The following is a 13,882-nucleotide window of genomic DNA, read 5'->3' on the forward strand; positions in this document are numbered from 1 at the left end:
CGAACCATCTCACCAGGAAGCCGCCATGACGCAGGACCTTGATGCTGCCGCCAGCCCCGTCCAACCCGAGTTGCTGTCGGCGGCCCGGGCTGACACCATTGCCGGCAGCTTTGCCCGCCAGGGACTGATGACGACCTTTGGCGCTGGCCTGGCCCGCGTGGAGCGCGGCGAGGTGGAGATCGCCATGCCATGGTCCGAGGGCGTGACCCAGCAGCACGGTTTCTTCCATGGCGGCGCAGTCGGTGCGCTGGCCGACAGCGCGTGCGGCTATGCAGCGCTGACCATGGTGGGCGAAGGCGAGGCGGGCCTGACCGCCGAGTACAAGATCAACCTGCTGTCCCCGGCGCAGGGCGAACGCCTGATCGCCGTGGGGCGGGTGCTCAAGCCCGGCCGGACGCTGATCGTGGCCCAGGGCGATGTCTTCGTCGAGCAGCAGGGCCGCCGCAAGCTCGTGGCGACCATGCTGATGACCCTTTGCGTGGTACGCACGCTCGAACACGTCTGACGCGCATTTGCGGCGCCAGCAAGATTCCAACAGGAGACCATCATGACCGAACTCCCTGGCCTGAAATTCGACCTGGGCGAAGACATCGAGATGCTGCGCGGCGCCGTGCGCGACTGGGCCCAGGCTGAACTGGCCCCGCGCGCCGGCGAGATCGACCGCACCGACCAGTTCCCCATGGACGCCTGGAAGAAGATGGGCGACCTCGGCGTGCTCGGCATCACCGTGGCCGAAGAGTACGGCGGCGCCAACATGGGCTACCTCGCCCACATGGTCGCGATGGAGGAAATCAGCCGCGCCTCCGCTTCGGTCGGCCTGTCGTACGGCGCGCATTCGAACCTGTGCGTGAACCAGATCCACCGCAACGGCACCCCTGCGCAGAAGGCGAAGTACCTGCCGAAGCTGGTGTCGGGCGAATGGATCGGCGCGCTGGCCATGAGCGAACCCAATGCCGGCTCCGACGTGGTCAGCATGAAACTGCGCGCCGACTTCAAGGGCGACCGCTTTGTGCTCAACGGCACCAAGATGTGGATCACCAACGGCCCGGACTGCGACGTGCTGGTGGTGTATGCGAAGACCGAGCCGGACCTGGGCGCGCGCGGCATGACCGCCTTCATCGTCGAGAAGGGCATGAAGGGCTTCTCGGTCGCGCAGAAGCTGGACAAGCTGGGCATGCGCGGCTCGCACACCGGCGAGCTGGTGTTCGAGGACGTGGAAGTGCCGGTCGAGAACATCCTCGGCGCCGAGAACGGCGGCGCCAGGGTGCTGATGAGCGGCCTCGACTACGAGCGCGCCGTGCTGTCGGGCGGCCCGGTCGGCATCATGCAGGCGTGCATGGACGTGGTCACGCCGTACATCCACGACCGCAAGCAGTTCGGCCAGAGCATCGGCGAATTCCAGCTGATCCAGGGCAAGGTCGCCGACATGTACACCACGCTGCAGGCCGCACGCAGCTACCTGTACACGGTCGGCAAGAACCTCGATTCGCTCGGCGTCGATCACGTGCGCCAGGTGCGCAAGGACTGCGCGGCGGTGATCCTCTATACGGCCGAGAAGGCCACGTGGATGGCCGGCGAGACCGTGCAGATCCTCGGTGGCAACGGCTATATCAACGAATACCCGGCCGGCCGCCTGTGGCGCGACGCCAAGCTGTACGAGATTGGCGCCGGGACTTCGGAGATCCGGCGCATGCTGATCGGGCGGGAGCTGTTTGCCGAAACGATGTGATTCCTGGGGCGCCTTTCCCGCCCCCTGTTTCTCCCCTCTCCCGCTCGCGGAAGAGGGGGTAAGCAGGAGCCAATTGCAGGGTGCGCGCACCAGATCGAGCTCCGAAACCCATTTACAATTCCACTAGCCCCCGCCCGACCGTCTACCCCGTCCCATGTCCCACTTCCCCAAACTGCTGTCTTCGCAGATTGCCTTCGACGTGGCGCGGACCATGCTGGACGGGTTCGACAAGCACTACCGGCTGTTCCGCGAGGTCAGCCACCAGGCCAAGGTGAAGTACGAGGCGGGAGACTGGCTGGGCCTGCAGCAGATCCAGCGCGACCGCATCGCGTTCTACAACGAGCGCGTGCGCGAGACCAGCCTCATCCTCGAAGACGAGTACGACGCCGAGAATATCGAGGACGGGATCTGGCAGCAGATCAAGCTGCACTACATCGGGCTGCTGACCAACCACCACCAGCCCGAACTGGCCGAGACCTTCTTCAACTCCGTCTGCACGCGCCTGCTGCACCGTTCGTACTTCAATAACGACTTCATCTTCGTGCGCCCGGCCATCTCGACCGAGTACATCGAGAACGAGGAGTCGCCGACCAGGCCGACCTTCCGCGCCTACTACCCGGGCAGCCGCCATGGCATGGCCGACTGCTTCGAGCGCATCGTGCACAACTACCAGCTCGAGCGGCCGTTCGAGGACCTGTGCCGCGACGTCGGCTACGTGGTAAGGACCGTCGAGGAGCATTTCGGCGATGTCCGCATCGCGCCGAATTTCCAGATCCACGTGCTGTCGTCGCTGTTCTTCCGCAACAAGACGGCGTTCATCATCGGCCGCATCCTGAACGCCGACCGCACCTATCCGCTGGCGATCCCGATCGTGCACGGGCCGTCGGGCAAGCTGGTGCTGGACGCGGTGCTGCTGAAGAAATTGCAGGTGATGATCCTGTTTTCGTTCACGCACTCGTACTTCATGGTCGACATGGAAATTCCGTCGGCCTACGTGACGTTCCTGCGCGACATCATGCCGCGCAAGCCGCGCGCGGAGATCTACACCTCGCTTGGTTTGCAGAAGCAGGGCAAGAACCTGTTCTACCGGGATTTCCTGCACCACCTGCAGCACTCGTCGGACAAGTTCATCAGCGCGCCGGGCATCAAGGGGCTGGTGATGCTGGTGTTCACGCTGCCGTCGTACCCTTACGTGTTCAAGGTGATCAAGGACTTCTACCCGGCGCCGAAGGAGACCACGCGCGAGCTGATCCAGTCCAAGTACCAGCTCGTCAAGCAGCATGACCGTGTCGGCCGCATGGCCGATACGCTGGAATACTCGAACGTGGCCTTCCCGCTGTCGCGTTTCGATGACGAGCTGGTGCGCGAACTCGAACACCATGCGCCATCGATGATCGAGTACCAGCGCGGCAAGGACGGTGTCGAGGAAATCGTGGTGCGGCACGTCTACATCGAGCGCCGCATGACGCCGCTGAACATCTGGCTGCAGGAGGGCACGGACGAACAGGTGGTGCACGGCATCGTCGAGTACGGCAATGCCATCAAGGAACTGATCGCCGCGAACATCTTCCCCGGCGATATGCTGTACAAGAACTTCGGCGTGACGCGCCATGGCCGCGTGGTGTTCTACGATTACGACGAGATCGAGTATTTCACCGACTGCAACGTGCGCCACGTGCCCGAGCCGCGCAACGAGGAGGAGGAAATGTCGGGCGAAATCTGGTACACCGTGCGTCCGCACGACATCTTCCCCGAGACGTTCCGTACCTTTCTGCTTGGCAACCCGCGCGTGCGCGAGGCATTCCTGCACCATCACGAAGATTTATTCGACCCTGCCATGTGGCAGGGCCACAAGGACCGGCTGCTGGCCGGACAAGTCCATGACTTCTTTGCCTATCCCATCTCCGAACGCTTCATCAACCGCTACGGCAGGACAGGGCCCGGTTCGCCTGTCGCCAGCATCGCAAGGAGGGTCGCATGAGTGACGCCATCGCCCAGCTGTTCCGCAACAACCGCGACTGGGTCGACCGCGTCAATGCGGAAGACCCGACCTTCTTCATGCGCCTGGCCAACCAGCAGGCGCCTGAATACCTGTGGATCGGTTGCTCCGACTCGCGCGTGCCCGCCAACCAGATCCTGGGCCTGGCGCCGGGCGAGGTGTTCGTCCACCGCAATATCGCGAACGTGATCGCGCACAGCGACCTGAACGCGCTGTCGGTGATCCAGTTCGCGGTGGAAGTGCTCAAGGTGCGCCACATCACCGTCGTGGGCCACTACGGCTGCGGCGGCGTGAAGGTCGCGCTCAAGCGCGAGCGCATCGGCCTGGCCGACAACTGGCTGCGCCATGTGCGCGACGTGGCCGACAAGCACGAGGCCTACCTTGGCACCATCCTGCGCGAGGACGACGCCCACACGCGCCTGTGCGAGCTGAACGTGATCGAGCAGGTCAACAACGTGTGCCAGACCACCGTGCTGCAGGACGCGTGGGCACGCGGGCAGGACGTGACCGTGCACGGCTGGGTCTATGGCGTGTCCGACGGCCTGCTGCGCGACCTGGGCATGGCCGCCAGCAACAACGACGAGCTGCACGAGCAGCTCGCCGCGGCCTATCGCCAGTTCGGCGACCCGCCGCAGGCGTCGATCCGCTGAGCCGCCACACGTTTCCCGCATTCCCATACCAGGAGGACAGACATGCAAGACCCGATCGTCATCGTTTCCGCCGCCCGTACCCCCATGGCGGCATTCCAGGGTGAATTCGCGTCGCTGACCGCGCCGCAACTCGGTGCCGTTGCCATCCGTGCAGCGGTCGAACGCGCCGGCATCCAGCCGGAGCAGGTCGAGGAAGTCGTATTCGGTTGCGTGCTGCCGGCCGGCCAGGGCCAGGCTCCGGCGCGCCAGGCGGCGCTCGGCGCGGGCCTGCCGCTGGGCGTGGGCTGCACCACGGTCAACAAGATGTGCGGCTCGGGCATGCGCGCGGCCATGAACGTCTATGACGGCCTGGTGGCCGGCTCGTTCGACGTCGCCATTGCCGGCGGCATGGAAAGCATGACCAATGCGCCGTACCTGGTGCCGAAGGGCCGCGGCGGCTACCGCATCGGCCACGGCATGATCTATGACCACATGATGCTGGACGGGCTGGAAGACGCCTACGACAAGGGCCGCGCCATGGGCACCTTCGGCGAGGACTGCGTTGCCAAGTACGGTTTCACGCGCGAGCAGCAGGATGCCTTCGCGATCGAAAGCGTGCGCCGCGCGCAGCAGGCGACCGAGTCGGGCGACTTCCGCTGGGAGATCGCTCCGGTCACCGTGCCGGGCAAGGGTGGCGACACCGTCATCGATACCGACGAAGGCCCGCGCCGCATCAAGCTCGACAAGATTCCCGCACTGAAGCCCGCGTTTGCCAAGGATGGCACCATCACGGCGGCCTCGTCGTCGTCCATCAACGACGGCGCCTCGGCGCTGGTGATGATGCGCGAATCCACCGCGAAAAAGCTCGGCCTGCAGCCCATCGCGCGCATGCTGGGCCACACCACGCACGCGCAGGCGCCGGGCTGGTTCACCACCGCACCGGTGGAGGCCATGGCCAAGCTCTACCGCAAGCTGGACTGGAACACCGACAGTGTCGACCTGTTCGAGATCAACGAGGCCTTTGCCGTGGTGCCGATGGCCGCCATGCACGACCTGAAGATCCCGCGCGAGAAGGTCAATATCCACGGTGGCGCCTGCGCGCTGGGCCATCCGATCGGCGCTTCGGGCGCGCGCATCATGACCACGCTGATCGGCGCGCTGCGCAAGACCGGCGGCAAGCGCGGCGTGGCCAGCCTGTGCATCGGCGGCGGCGAAGCGACGGCGGTGGGGATCGAGATCGTCTGACGCGCTCGCTTCCCGCTGGTTTTCTCCCCTCTGCCGCGTGCGGGAGAGGGGAGCCATCCCAAGGCAGTTTGCTGAACCTGACCACCCAGACCAAGGAGCCCAGCCATGCCTACCGCACTCATCCTCGGTGCCTCGCGCGGCATCGGCCTTGAATTTGTCCGCCAGTACCGTGCCGACGGCTGGCGCGTCATCGCGGCGGCGCGCACGCCCGAGGGCGTCGGCGCGCTGAAGGCGCTGGGCGCCGAAGCGCACCAGGCCGACCTGACCGACCCCGGCGCCGTCGCCGGCCTGGGCTGGAAGCTCGATGGCGAGTCGCTGGACGTGGCCATCTACAACGCCGGCGTGCTGGGCCCGCGCACCGAAGGCGCGCAGCCGGTCACGCGCGAGGACTTCGACCGGGTCATGCACGTGAACGTGCTCGGCCCGATGATGGCGCTGCCGCTGGTGATGCCCTATGTCGAGACCGGGCAGGGCGGCCATGGCGGTGTGCTGGCGGTGCTGTCCTCGCGCATGGGCAGCCTTGGCTCCATGGACAGCAACGGCAGCTGGCTGTACCGCGTCAGCAAGGCCGGCGTCAACGCGGCGCTGAAGGCGGTATCGCTCGACGCGCGCCATGCCACCTGCGTGGCGCTGCATCCGGGCTGGGTGCAGACCGACATGGGCGGCAAGACGGCGGACATCACGCCGCAGCAGAGCGTGAAGGGCATGCGCCAGCTGCTGGCCGGAGTGAAACGCCGCGACAACGGCAGCTTCTTCAACTACGACGGCACCCCCATCCCCTGGTAAGCGCGGGCCGGACTCACTCATACAGAAACGACATGCTGCTGACATCCGAACAGGAAATGATCCGCGACGCCGTGCGCCAGTTCGCGCAGAAGGTGATCGCGCCGCAGGCCGCGCAGTGGGATCGCGACAAGACGTTCCCCAAGGACGTGCATCGCGAACTGGCGGCACTGGGCGCCTATGGCGTGGCGGTGCCGGAGCAGTACGGCGGCGCCGGCCTTGACTACCTGTCGCTGGCGCTGATCCTGGAGGAGATCGCCGCGGGCGACGGCGGCACCTCGACCGTCATCAGCGTCAACAATTGCCCCGTGTGCAGCATGCTGATGGCGTTCGCCGACGAGGCGCAGAAGCAGCAGTGGCTGGTGCCGCTGGCGCGCGGCCAGATGCTGGGCGCGTTCTGCCTGACCGAGCCGCACGTGGGCTCGGACGCCGCCGCGCTGCGTACCACCGCCGTGCGCGATGGCGATCACTTCGTGCTCAATGGCGTCAAGCAGTTCATCACCAGCGGGCAGAATGCCGACGTGGCCATCGTCATGGCCGTGACCGACAAGGCCGCCGGCAAGCGTGGCATCAGCGCGTTCCTGGTGCCGACCAGCACCCCAGGCTACGTGGTGGCGCGTATTGAAGACAAGCTCGGCCAGCATTCGTCGGACACCGCGCAGATCGTGTTCGAGGATTGCCGCGTGCCGGCCGCCAACCTGCTCGGCGACGAGGGCGCCGGCTACAAGATGGCGCTGTCGGGGCTGGAAGGCGGGCGTATCGGTATTGCCTCGCAGAGCATCGGCATGGCGCGCGCGGCGTTCGACGCGGCGCTGGCTTATGCCAAGGAGCGCGAGAGCTTCGGCCAGCCGCTGTTCCAGCACCAGGCCGTGCAGTTCCGCCTGGCCGAGATGGCCACGCGCATCGACGTGGCGCGCCAGATGATCTGGCACGCTGCCTCGCTCAAGGACGCCGGCCGGCCCTGCCTGAAGGAGGCGGCCATGGCCAAGCTATTTGCCAGCGAGATCGCGGAGAAGGTCTGTTCCGATGCGATCCAGGTCTTCGGCGGCTATGGCTATGTCAGCGACTTCCCGGTCGAGCGCATCTACCGCGACGTGCGCGTTTGCCAGATCTACGAAGGCACCAGCGACATCCAGAAGATCCTGATCGCGCGCGCCCTGGCGTAGCCGCGGCGCGCCGACACGCGTACCATGGGGCTTGGGAAGCACGGCCAGGCGTCCTGGAGGCTTCCCCAAGCCATCCGACTCACGACAGAGGGCCCCCGTTCATGACCGCAGCGATCGACTTCTACTTTGATTTTTCGTCGCCGTATGGCTACTTCGCCAGCACGCGCATCGACGAACTGGCGCAGAAGTACGGCCGCTTCGTGGCCTGGCACCCGATCCTGCTCGGGGTGGTGTTCAAGACCACCGGCTCCTCGCCGCTGCCGCAGATCCCGCTCAAGGGCGAATACTGCTGGCGCGACTTCGAGCGCACCGCGCGCTTTCACGGCATCGAGTACAAGCGCCCGGCGCACTTCCCGCTGCCGACTACGCATGCCGCGCGCGCCATGCTGTGGCTGCAGAACCACCACGGCGCCGATACTGCCACGGCCTTCGCCAGGTCGGTCTACCACGCGCTGTTCGTGGACGACATCAACATCGCCGAGCCGGCGGAGATCGCGAAGCTGGCCGAGCCCCTTGGCGTGGACGTGCTGGCCATGGATGCCGGCGCCACCAGCTACCAGATCAAGGACCAGCTCAAGGCCGAGATCGAGGTCGCCATGGCCAAGGGCGTGTTCGGCTCGCCCTTCGTCATCATCGACGGCGAGCCGTTCTGGGGCTTCGACCGTTTCAACCAGATCGAAGACCACCTGAAGCGCGGCCGCCAGACCGAACTGCGCGCCGTGACCAGCGTGGACGGCAACAAGGAAAAGAAACCCGCATGACTGCAGCAGACCGGGCCGTGAATGGCCCAACCTCGCGTTTTGACTGTGTGATCTTCGACTGCGACGGCGTGCTCGTCGACAGCGAGCCCATCGTCAACCGCGTACTCAATGAAATGCTCAACGAGCTTGGCATTGCCATCTCGCTCGAGGATTCGACCAAGTGGTTCCTGGGACGCGCGGTGCGCGAAGAGCTCGACAACATCGAGCGCAGGCGCGGCGCGCCGTTGCCGGAGAACTGGCTGTCGCAGTGGTTTGTGCGGCGCAACCAGGTGCTGGAGGCCGAGGTGCAGAGCGTGGCGTACGTGCGCGAGGCGGTGGCCGCCATCGCCGCCACCGGGATGCCGGTGTGCGTGGCTTCCGGCGCGGACCGCATCAAGGTCAAGCTGCAACTCACGCGCACGGGCCTGGTGGAGCTGTTCCGGCAGGACGAGCGCGAGCACATCTTTTCGTCCACCGAGGTGGAGCGCAGCAAGCCGGCGCCGGATGTGTACCTGCTGGCCGCCCGTACCATGGGCGTGGAACCGTCGCGCTGCGCGGTGATCGAGGACAGCCCCACCGGCGTCACGGCCGGCGTGGCCGCGGGCATGACGGTGTTCGGCTACGCGGCGCGCAATGATGCGGCCACGCTGCGCGAAGCCGGCGCCCGCCACCTGTTCACCGACATGCGCGAGCTGCCGGAGCTGCTCGGATGAGTGCCAGGCGCCCGCCCCGCGCCACGCCCGCACCGTGCCCCTGTGGCATCGGCGCCGACTATGCCGCGTGCTGCGGCCGCTATCACCGCGGCGAAGCCGTGCCGCCGAATGCCGAGGCGCTGATGCGCTCGCGCTATACCGCGTACGTCATGGGCAATATGGACTGGGTGCGACAGACCTGGCATCCGTCCACCTGCCCGGCCGACCTGGTGCCGGATACGGGCACCCGCTGGCTGGGGCTCGCCATCAAGGCCCATTCCCAGCAGGACGATACGCATGCCGAAGTGGAATTCGTGGCGCGCTACAAGGCCGGCGGGCGCGCCTGGCGGCTGCATGAGCGCAGCCGGTTCGTGCGCGAGCCGCGCGCGGCCGGCGAGACGCCGGTGTGGCTGTACGTGGATGGCGACATGATCGGGGAGGCGTCATGAGCATCGAAGCGAAGGCATCCGGCGGCACGCCGGAGTACCTGCTGTACTGCTTTGCCCAGTCCGGCAATGCCTACAAGGCGGCATTGCTGCTGGAGACCGTCAGCGCCCAACGCGGCCGGCAGTTGTGGCAGCCGCGCTTTGTCGACTACTTCAACGGCGAGACCCGCACGCCGGAATACCGCGCCATCAACGTGATGGGCGAGGTGCCGGTGCTGGAGTTCGGTGGCCAGCGCCTGTCCCAGTCCGGCGTGATCCTCGAGACGCTGTCATCGCGCCTCGATGCCTACGGCGCCGCGAACGAGGCCGAGCGCGCCGAAGTCCTGCGCTGGCTGCTGTTCGACAATCACAAGTTCACGTCGTACACCGCCACCTACCGCTTCCTGCGCGCGCTTACCGCGGCGCCGGACCCCACGGTGCTGCAGTTCTTCCGCACGCGCTGCGAAGGCGCATGGAGCGTGCTGAACGCGCAACTGGCCGGCCGCAGCTTCGTCATCGGCGAGCATGCCACCATCGCCGACTTCTCGCTGGCCGGCTATGTGTTCTTCGACGACGAGATCGGTGTGCACTGGCGCAAGGAGTATCCGCATATCCACGCCTGGACCGAACGCATGCGTGCGCTGCCGGGATGGAAGCATCCGTATGACCTGATGCCGGGGCATCCGCTGCCCAAGCGCGGCAGCTGACGCTGGCAAGCGGCGATCCTGACGCGAAGATTCCGAGCAAACAAGCGGCAAGAGACCGGAAAGAGACCTCAAAATGCCCACGCTGGAAACCAAACTTAACGCGCGCTCCGAATCGTTCAAGGCCAACGCCGAAGCCATGCAGGCGCTGGTGGCCGACCTCAGGGCCAAGGTGGCGAAGCTGGCCGAAGGCGGCGGCGATGCCGCGCGCGACAAGCACCTGTCGCGCGGCAAGCTGCTGCCGCGTGACCGCGTGCAGCAGTTGCTGGACCCGGGCACGCCGTTCCTGGAGTTGTCGCAGCTCGCGGCGTACGACATGTACGACAACGCCGCGCCGGGCGCCGGCATCATCACCGGCATCGGCCGCGTGGCCGGGCAGGAATGCGTGATCGTCTGCAACGACGCGACCGTCAAGGGCGGCACCTACTACCCGATGACGGTCAAGAAACATGTGCGCGCGCAGGAGATCGCCGAGCAGAACAACCTGCCTTGTATCTACCTGGTCGACTCGGGCGGTGCCAACCTGCCGAACCAGGACGATGTCTTCCCCGACCGGGATCACTTCGGCCGCATCTTCTACAACCAGGCCAACCTGTCCAAGCAGGGCATCCCGCAGATCGCGGTGGTGATGGGCTCGTGCACGGCCGGCGGCGCTTACGTGCCGGCGATGAGCGACGAGTCGATCATCGTCAAGAACCAGGGCACCATTTTCCTGGGCGGCCCGCCGCTGGTGAAAGCCGCCACCGGTGAGGAAGTCACCGCCGAGGACCTCGGCGGCGCCGATGTGCATACGCGCCTGTCGGGCGTGGCCGACTACTTCGCGCAGAACGACCATCACGCGCTGTCGCTGGCGCGCAATATCGTGCAGCACCTGAACCGGCGCAAGCCCGACCAGATCCGCCTGCACGAGCCGGCCGAGCCGCTGTACCCGGTGCAAGAGCTGTACGGCGTGATCCCGACCGACACGCGCAAGCCGTTCGATGTGCGCGAGGTGATCTCGCGCATCGTCGACGGTTCCGAATTCGACGAATTCAAGGCGCGCTACGGCACCACGCTGGTATGCGGCTTCGCGCGCATCTGGGGCTACCCGGTCGGCATCATCGCCAACAACGGCATCCTGTTCTCCGAGTCGGCGCTCAAGGGCGCGCACTTCATCGAGCTGTGCTGCCAGCGCAAGATCCCGCTGGTGTTCCTGCAGAACATCACCGGCTTCATGGTGGGCCGCAAGTACGAGAACGAAGGCATCGCGCGCAACGGCGCCAAGATGGTGACCGCGGTGGCGACGGCGCAGGTGCCGAAGTTCACCGTGATCATCGGTGGCTCGTTCGGCGCCGGCAACTACGGCATGTGCGGCCGTGCGTATTCGCCGCGCTTCCTGTGGATGTGGCCGAACGCGCGCATCTCGGTGATGGGCGGCGAGCAGGCCGCCAGCGTGCTGGCCACGGTGCGACGCGATGGCATCGAGTCCCGGGGCGGCCAGTGGAGCGCGGAAGAGGAAGACGCGTTCAAGCAGCCGATCCGCGACCAGTACGAGCACCAGGGCCACCCGTACTACGCAAGCGCGAGGCTGTGGGACGACGGCGTGATTGACCCGGCGCAGACGCGTACGGTGCTGGGGCTGGGCCTGTCGGCCAGCCTGAACGCGCCGATCGAGGATATGAAGTTCGGCGTGTTCCGCATGTAAGGGAGTCCACAACAGGAGTCTGCAACGCGCGGCTCCTGCGACTGTCATGGGTTGTCCTGCCTTCTTGCTTCGACGTCTCGCCGTGCTGCCGGTGCTGGGGCTGCTGCTGTATGCGCAGACCGTGGCGCAGGCGCAGCCGCCGCGCACGGTGCAGACCGCGTCGGTGACGCGCGTGCGTTTTTCGGAGCAGGTGGTGCTGGTGCCGAAGGCGGCTTCGCCATTCCGCGTCGACCTGGAAGCCACAGTGTTCCGTCCGTCCGGCGAAGGCCCGTTCCCGCTGGTGGTCATCAACCACGGCAAGGCACCCGGCAAGCCTGTCTTCCAGGGGCGTGCACGCTTCCCGGCGCAGACCGTGGAGTTCCTGCGCCGCGGCTACGTCGTGGTGCTGCCGATGCGCCAGGGCTTTGCGCGCTCGGGCGGGCCGTACATCGGCGGCAGCTGCAATATCGAGATCAACGGCCTGCAGCAGGCCGAAGACGTGGTTGCCGCGCTGGACTACATGGTCAGCCAGCCCTACGTCGACAAGGACCGCATCGTGGTCATCGGCCAGTCGCACGGTGGCCTGACCACCATGGCGTTCAGCACCATCTCCTATCCCGGCGTGCTCGGCGTGGTCAACTTCGCCGGCGGCCTGCGCAATCTGAGCTGTCCGGACTGGGAGGACCGGCTGATCGAAACGTTCGGCGACTATGGCAAGGACGCGCGCTATCCTTCGCTGTGGATCTACGGCGACAACGACAGCTACTGGCCCGCACCGCTGCCCGACCGCATGTTCAACGCCTACAAGGCCAATGCCAAAGGGGCCGCCGCCGATGCGCGCATGATCGACGTAGGAGAGTTCGCCGGCGATTCGCACCGCCTGTTCAGCGCGCGCGAGGGCATTCCCGTCTGGCTGCCGGAAGTCGGCACCTTTTTCCGATCGCTTGGCCTGCCGTTCGAGAGCGGTTCCTGATCCGGCGCCGGCTCCTGCCGCGCGGGCCAGCATCCCCATTCCATCCGGAGCGCAACATGAACTTCACCACGCTAACCGTCAACGTTGCCAGCCACATCGCCACCGTCACGCTGAACCGGCCCGATGTGCGCAACGCCTTCAATGAAACCGTCATTGCCGAACTGACCGGCGCCTTCCGAGCGCTCGGCGGCATGGACGAGGTGCGGGCCATCGTGCTCGCCGGCAGCGGGCCGGCATTCTGTGCGGGTGCGGACCTGAACTGGATGAAGAAGATGGCCGGCTACTCGGAAGACGAGAACCGGGCCGATGCGCTGACGCTCGCGCAGATGCTGCACACCATCTGGTCGTGTCCGCGGCCGGTCATTGCGCGTATCCACGGGGACACGTACGCCGGTGGCGTGGGGCTGGTCGCCGCCTGCGATATCGCGGTGGCGGCGGAGCATGCGCACTTCTGCCTGTCGGAGGCGCGGCTGGGCCTGCTGCCCGCGACGATCAGCCCGTATGTGATTCGCGCCATGGGGGAGCAGGCGTCGCGGCGATATTTCATCACGGCGGAGCGCTTTGACGCGGCAGAGGCCCTGCGCCTGGGCTTCGTGCATGCGGTCGTGCCCGCGGAAGCGCTGGATGCCAAGGTGGCGGAGATTGCCGCGGCACTGGTCGCCAATAGCCCCCACGCCGTACGTGAAAGCAAGCGGCTGGTGCAGGACGTCGCTGGCCGGGTCATCGACAACGACTTGCTGGCCGACACGGCGGACCGGATTGCCAAGATCCGTGCCTCGGCGGAAGGGAAGGAGGGCGTGCGGTCGTTCCTGGAGAAGCGGTCGCCGTCGTGGCGGCCGGGGTGAGGCCGGGGCGTTTTTCCACGTTTTGTCCGCTCCCCTCTCCCGATTGCGGGAGAGGGCGTCACTCCGCGGGCCTTTAACGCGTGTCGCGGCAAAATAAACCTTCAGCAACTTGCGTGAAGATCGCAGCACGCTAACGACAATGGTAGTGCTTCGTTCTCCCAACGGCTGTCTATTCCCCATAACCTGTCGCTAACTCAAAAAATCCACAGCCATTGCCAATCCTGACGGGACATTCCTAACATGACCCTCCCCGACCCCGCCAACGTCGACCTGCCCGGCCCAGCCGCAG

14 protein-coding genes are annotated in these 13,882 nt (G+C 66.2%); all 14 read left to right on the forward strand.

Features of this window, described 5'->3' with window-relative positions:
• Positions 1-25: 25 nt before the first annotated feature.
• The 14 genes from KHO22_RS09515 (at position 26) to KHO22_RS09580 (ending at position 13,593) form a co-directional block, all read left to right on the forward strand.
• Positions 26-505 carry a PaaI family thioesterase gene (locus tag KHO22_RS09515; RefSeq protein ID WP_211946886.1) on the forward strand — a complete coding sequence of 160 codons (480 nt, stop codon included), beginning with the start codon at positions 26-28 and terminating at the stop codon, positions 503-505.
• 42 nt (positions 506-547) lie between these two features.
• A complete protein-coding gene (locus KHO22_RS09520; RefSeq protein ID WP_211946887.1) occupies positions 548-1,729 on the forward strand; it encodes an isovaleryl-CoA dehydrogenase in 1,182 nt (393 codons plus the stop codon).
• 154 nt (positions 1,730-1,883) lie between these two features.
• Positions 1,884-3,710, forward strand: a complete 1,827-nt coding sequence (gene aceK / locus KHO22_RS09525; RefSeq protein WP_211946888.1) for a bifunctional isocitrate dehydrogenase kinase/phosphatase — start codon at positions 1,884-1,886, stop codon at positions 3,708-3,710.
• Positions 3,707-4,378, forward strand: a complete 672-nt coding sequence (gene can / locus KHO22_RS09530; RefSeq protein WP_211946889.1) for a carbonate dehydratase — start codon at positions 3,707-3,709, stop codon at positions 4,376-4,378. The genes aceK and can overlap by 4 nt, the downstream gene beginning before the upstream one ends.
• Positions 4,379-4,420: 42 nt before the next feature.
• On the forward strand, positions 4,421-5,602 hold the full coding sequence (locus tag KHO22_RS09535; protein ID WP_211946890.1) for an acetyl-CoA C-acetyltransferase: 1,182 nt from the start codon (positions 4,421-4,423) through the stop codon (positions 5,600-5,602).
• 105 nt (positions 5,603-5,707) lie between these two features.
• Positions 5,708-6,388: an SDR family oxidoreductase gene (locus KHO22_RS09540; RefSeq protein WP_211946891.1), complete on the forward strand. Its 681-nt coding sequence runs from the start codon at positions 5,708-5,710 to the stop codon at positions 6,386-6,388.
• Positions 6,389-6,420: 32 nt separating this feature from the next.
• Entirely contained in the window at positions 6,421-7,551 is a 1,131-nt protein-coding gene (locus KHO22_RS09545) for an acyl-CoA dehydrogenase family protein (protein ID WP_211946892.1), read from the forward strand.
• A 101-nt stretch (positions 7,552-7,652) separates the two neighbouring features.
• Positions 7,653-8,312, forward strand: coding sequence for a 2-hydroxychromene-2-carboxylate isomerase (locus KHO22_RS09550; protein ID WP_211946893.1), 660 nt, complete (start codon positions 7,653-7,655; stop codon positions 8,310-8,312).
• The gene (locus KHO22_RS09555) at positions 8,309-9,004 is read left to right on the forward strand and encodes an HAD family hydrolase (protein WP_211946894.1); all 696 of its coding nucleotides are present in this window, start codon (positions 8,309-8,311) and stop codon (positions 9,002-9,004) included. The genes KHO22_RS09550 and KHO22_RS09555 overlap by 4 nt, the downstream gene beginning before the upstream one ends.
• Complete coding sequence (locus tag KHO22_RS09560; RefSeq protein WP_211946895.1) at positions 9,001-9,432, forward strand: YchJ family protein; 432 nt, start codon at positions 9,001-9,003, stop codon at positions 9,430-9,432. The genes KHO22_RS09555 and KHO22_RS09560 overlap by 4 nt, the downstream gene beginning before the upstream one ends.
• Positions 9,429-10,115, forward strand: a complete 687-nt coding sequence (locus KHO22_RS09565) for a glutathione S-transferase family protein (RefSeq protein ID WP_211946896.1) — start codon at positions 9,429-9,431, stop codon at positions 10,113-10,115. The genes KHO22_RS09560 and KHO22_RS09565 overlap by 4 nt, the downstream gene beginning before the upstream one ends.
• Positions 10,116-10,188: 73 nt before the next feature.
• Positions 10,189-11,796 carry a carboxyl transferase domain-containing protein gene (locus KHO22_RS09570; protein ID WP_211946897.1) on the forward strand — a complete coding sequence of 536 codons (1,608 nt, stop codon included), beginning with the start codon at positions 10,189-10,191 and terminating at the stop codon, positions 11,794-11,796.
• A gap of 46 nt (positions 11,797-11,842) precedes the next feature.
• Complete coding sequence (locus tag KHO22_RS09575) at positions 11,843-12,748, forward strand: dienelactone hydrolase family protein (RefSeq protein WP_211946898.1); 906 nt, start codon at positions 11,843-11,845, stop codon at positions 12,746-12,748.
• 56 nt (positions 12,749-12,804) lie between these two features.
• Positions 12,805-13,593: an enoyl-CoA hydratase/isomerase family protein gene (locus KHO22_RS09580; protein WP_211946899.1), complete on the forward strand. Its 789-nt coding sequence runs from the start codon at positions 12,805-12,807 to the stop codon at positions 13,591-13,593.
• The last annotated feature ends 289 nt before the right edge of the window (positions 13,594-13,882 follow it).

The organism is Cupriavidus yeoncheonensis (assembly GCF_905397275.1).
Classification (GTDB): domain Bacteria; phylum Pseudomonadota; class Gammaproteobacteria; order Burkholderiales; family Burkholderiaceae; genus Cupriavidus; species Cupriavidus yeoncheonensis.

Bases quoted from the DNA above. Each gene is read 5' to 3' on its own strand.
- can (WP_211946889.1), top strand. From the start codon at position 3,707: ATGAGTGACGCCATCGCCCAGCTGTTCCGCAACAACCGCGACTGGGTC.
- KHO22_RS09580 (WP_211946899.1), top strand. From the start codon at position 12,805: ATGAACTTCACCACGCTAACCGTCAACGTTGCCAGCCACATCGCCACC.
- KHO22_RS09570 (WP_211946897.1), top strand. From the start codon at position 10,189: ATGCCCACGCTGGAAACCAAACTTAACGCGCGCTCCGAATCGTTCAAG.
- KHO22_RS09540 (WP_211946891.1), top strand. From the start codon at position 5,708: ATGCCTACCGCACTCATCCTCGGTGCCTCGCGCGGCATCGGCCTTGAA.
- KHO22_RS09550 (WP_211946893.1), top strand. From the start codon at position 7,653: ATGACCGCAGCGATCGACTTCTACTTTGATTTTTCGTCGCCGTATGGC.
- KHO22_RS09565 (WP_211946896.1), top strand. From the start codon at position 9,429: ATGAGCATCGAAGCGAAGGCATCCGGCGGCACGCCGGAGTACCTGCTG.
- KHO22_RS09555 (WP_211946894.1), top strand. From the start codon at position 8,309: ATGACTGCAGCAGACCGGGCCGTGAATGGCCCAACCTCGCGTTTTGAC.
- KHO22_RS09535 (WP_211946890.1), top strand. From the start codon at position 4,421: ATGCAAGACCCGATCGTCATCGTTTCCGCCGCCCGTACCCCCATGGCG.
- KHO22_RS09520 (WP_211946887.1), top strand. From the start codon at position 548: ATGACCGAACTCCCTGGCCTGAAATTCGACCTGGGCGAAGACATCGAG.
- KHO22_RS09575 (WP_211946898.1), top strand. From the start codon at position 11,843: ATGGGTTGTCCTGCCTTCTTGCTTCGACGTCTCGCCGTGCTGCCGGTG.
- KHO22_RS09515 (WP_211946886.1), top strand. From the start codon at position 26: ATGACGCAGGACCTTGATGCTGCCGCCAGCCCCGTCCAACCCGAGTTG.
- KHO22_RS09560 (WP_211946895.1), top strand. From the start codon at position 9,001: ATGAGTGCCAGGCGCCCGCCCCGCGCCACGCCCGCACCGTGCCCCTGT.
- aceK (WP_211946888.1), top strand. From the start codon at position 1,884: ATGTCCCACTTCCCCAAACTGCTGTCTTCGCAGATTGCCTTCGACGTG.
- KHO22_RS09545 (WP_211946892.1), top strand. From the start codon at position 6,421: ATGCTGCTGACATCCGAACAGGAAATGATCCGCGACGCCGTGCGCCAG.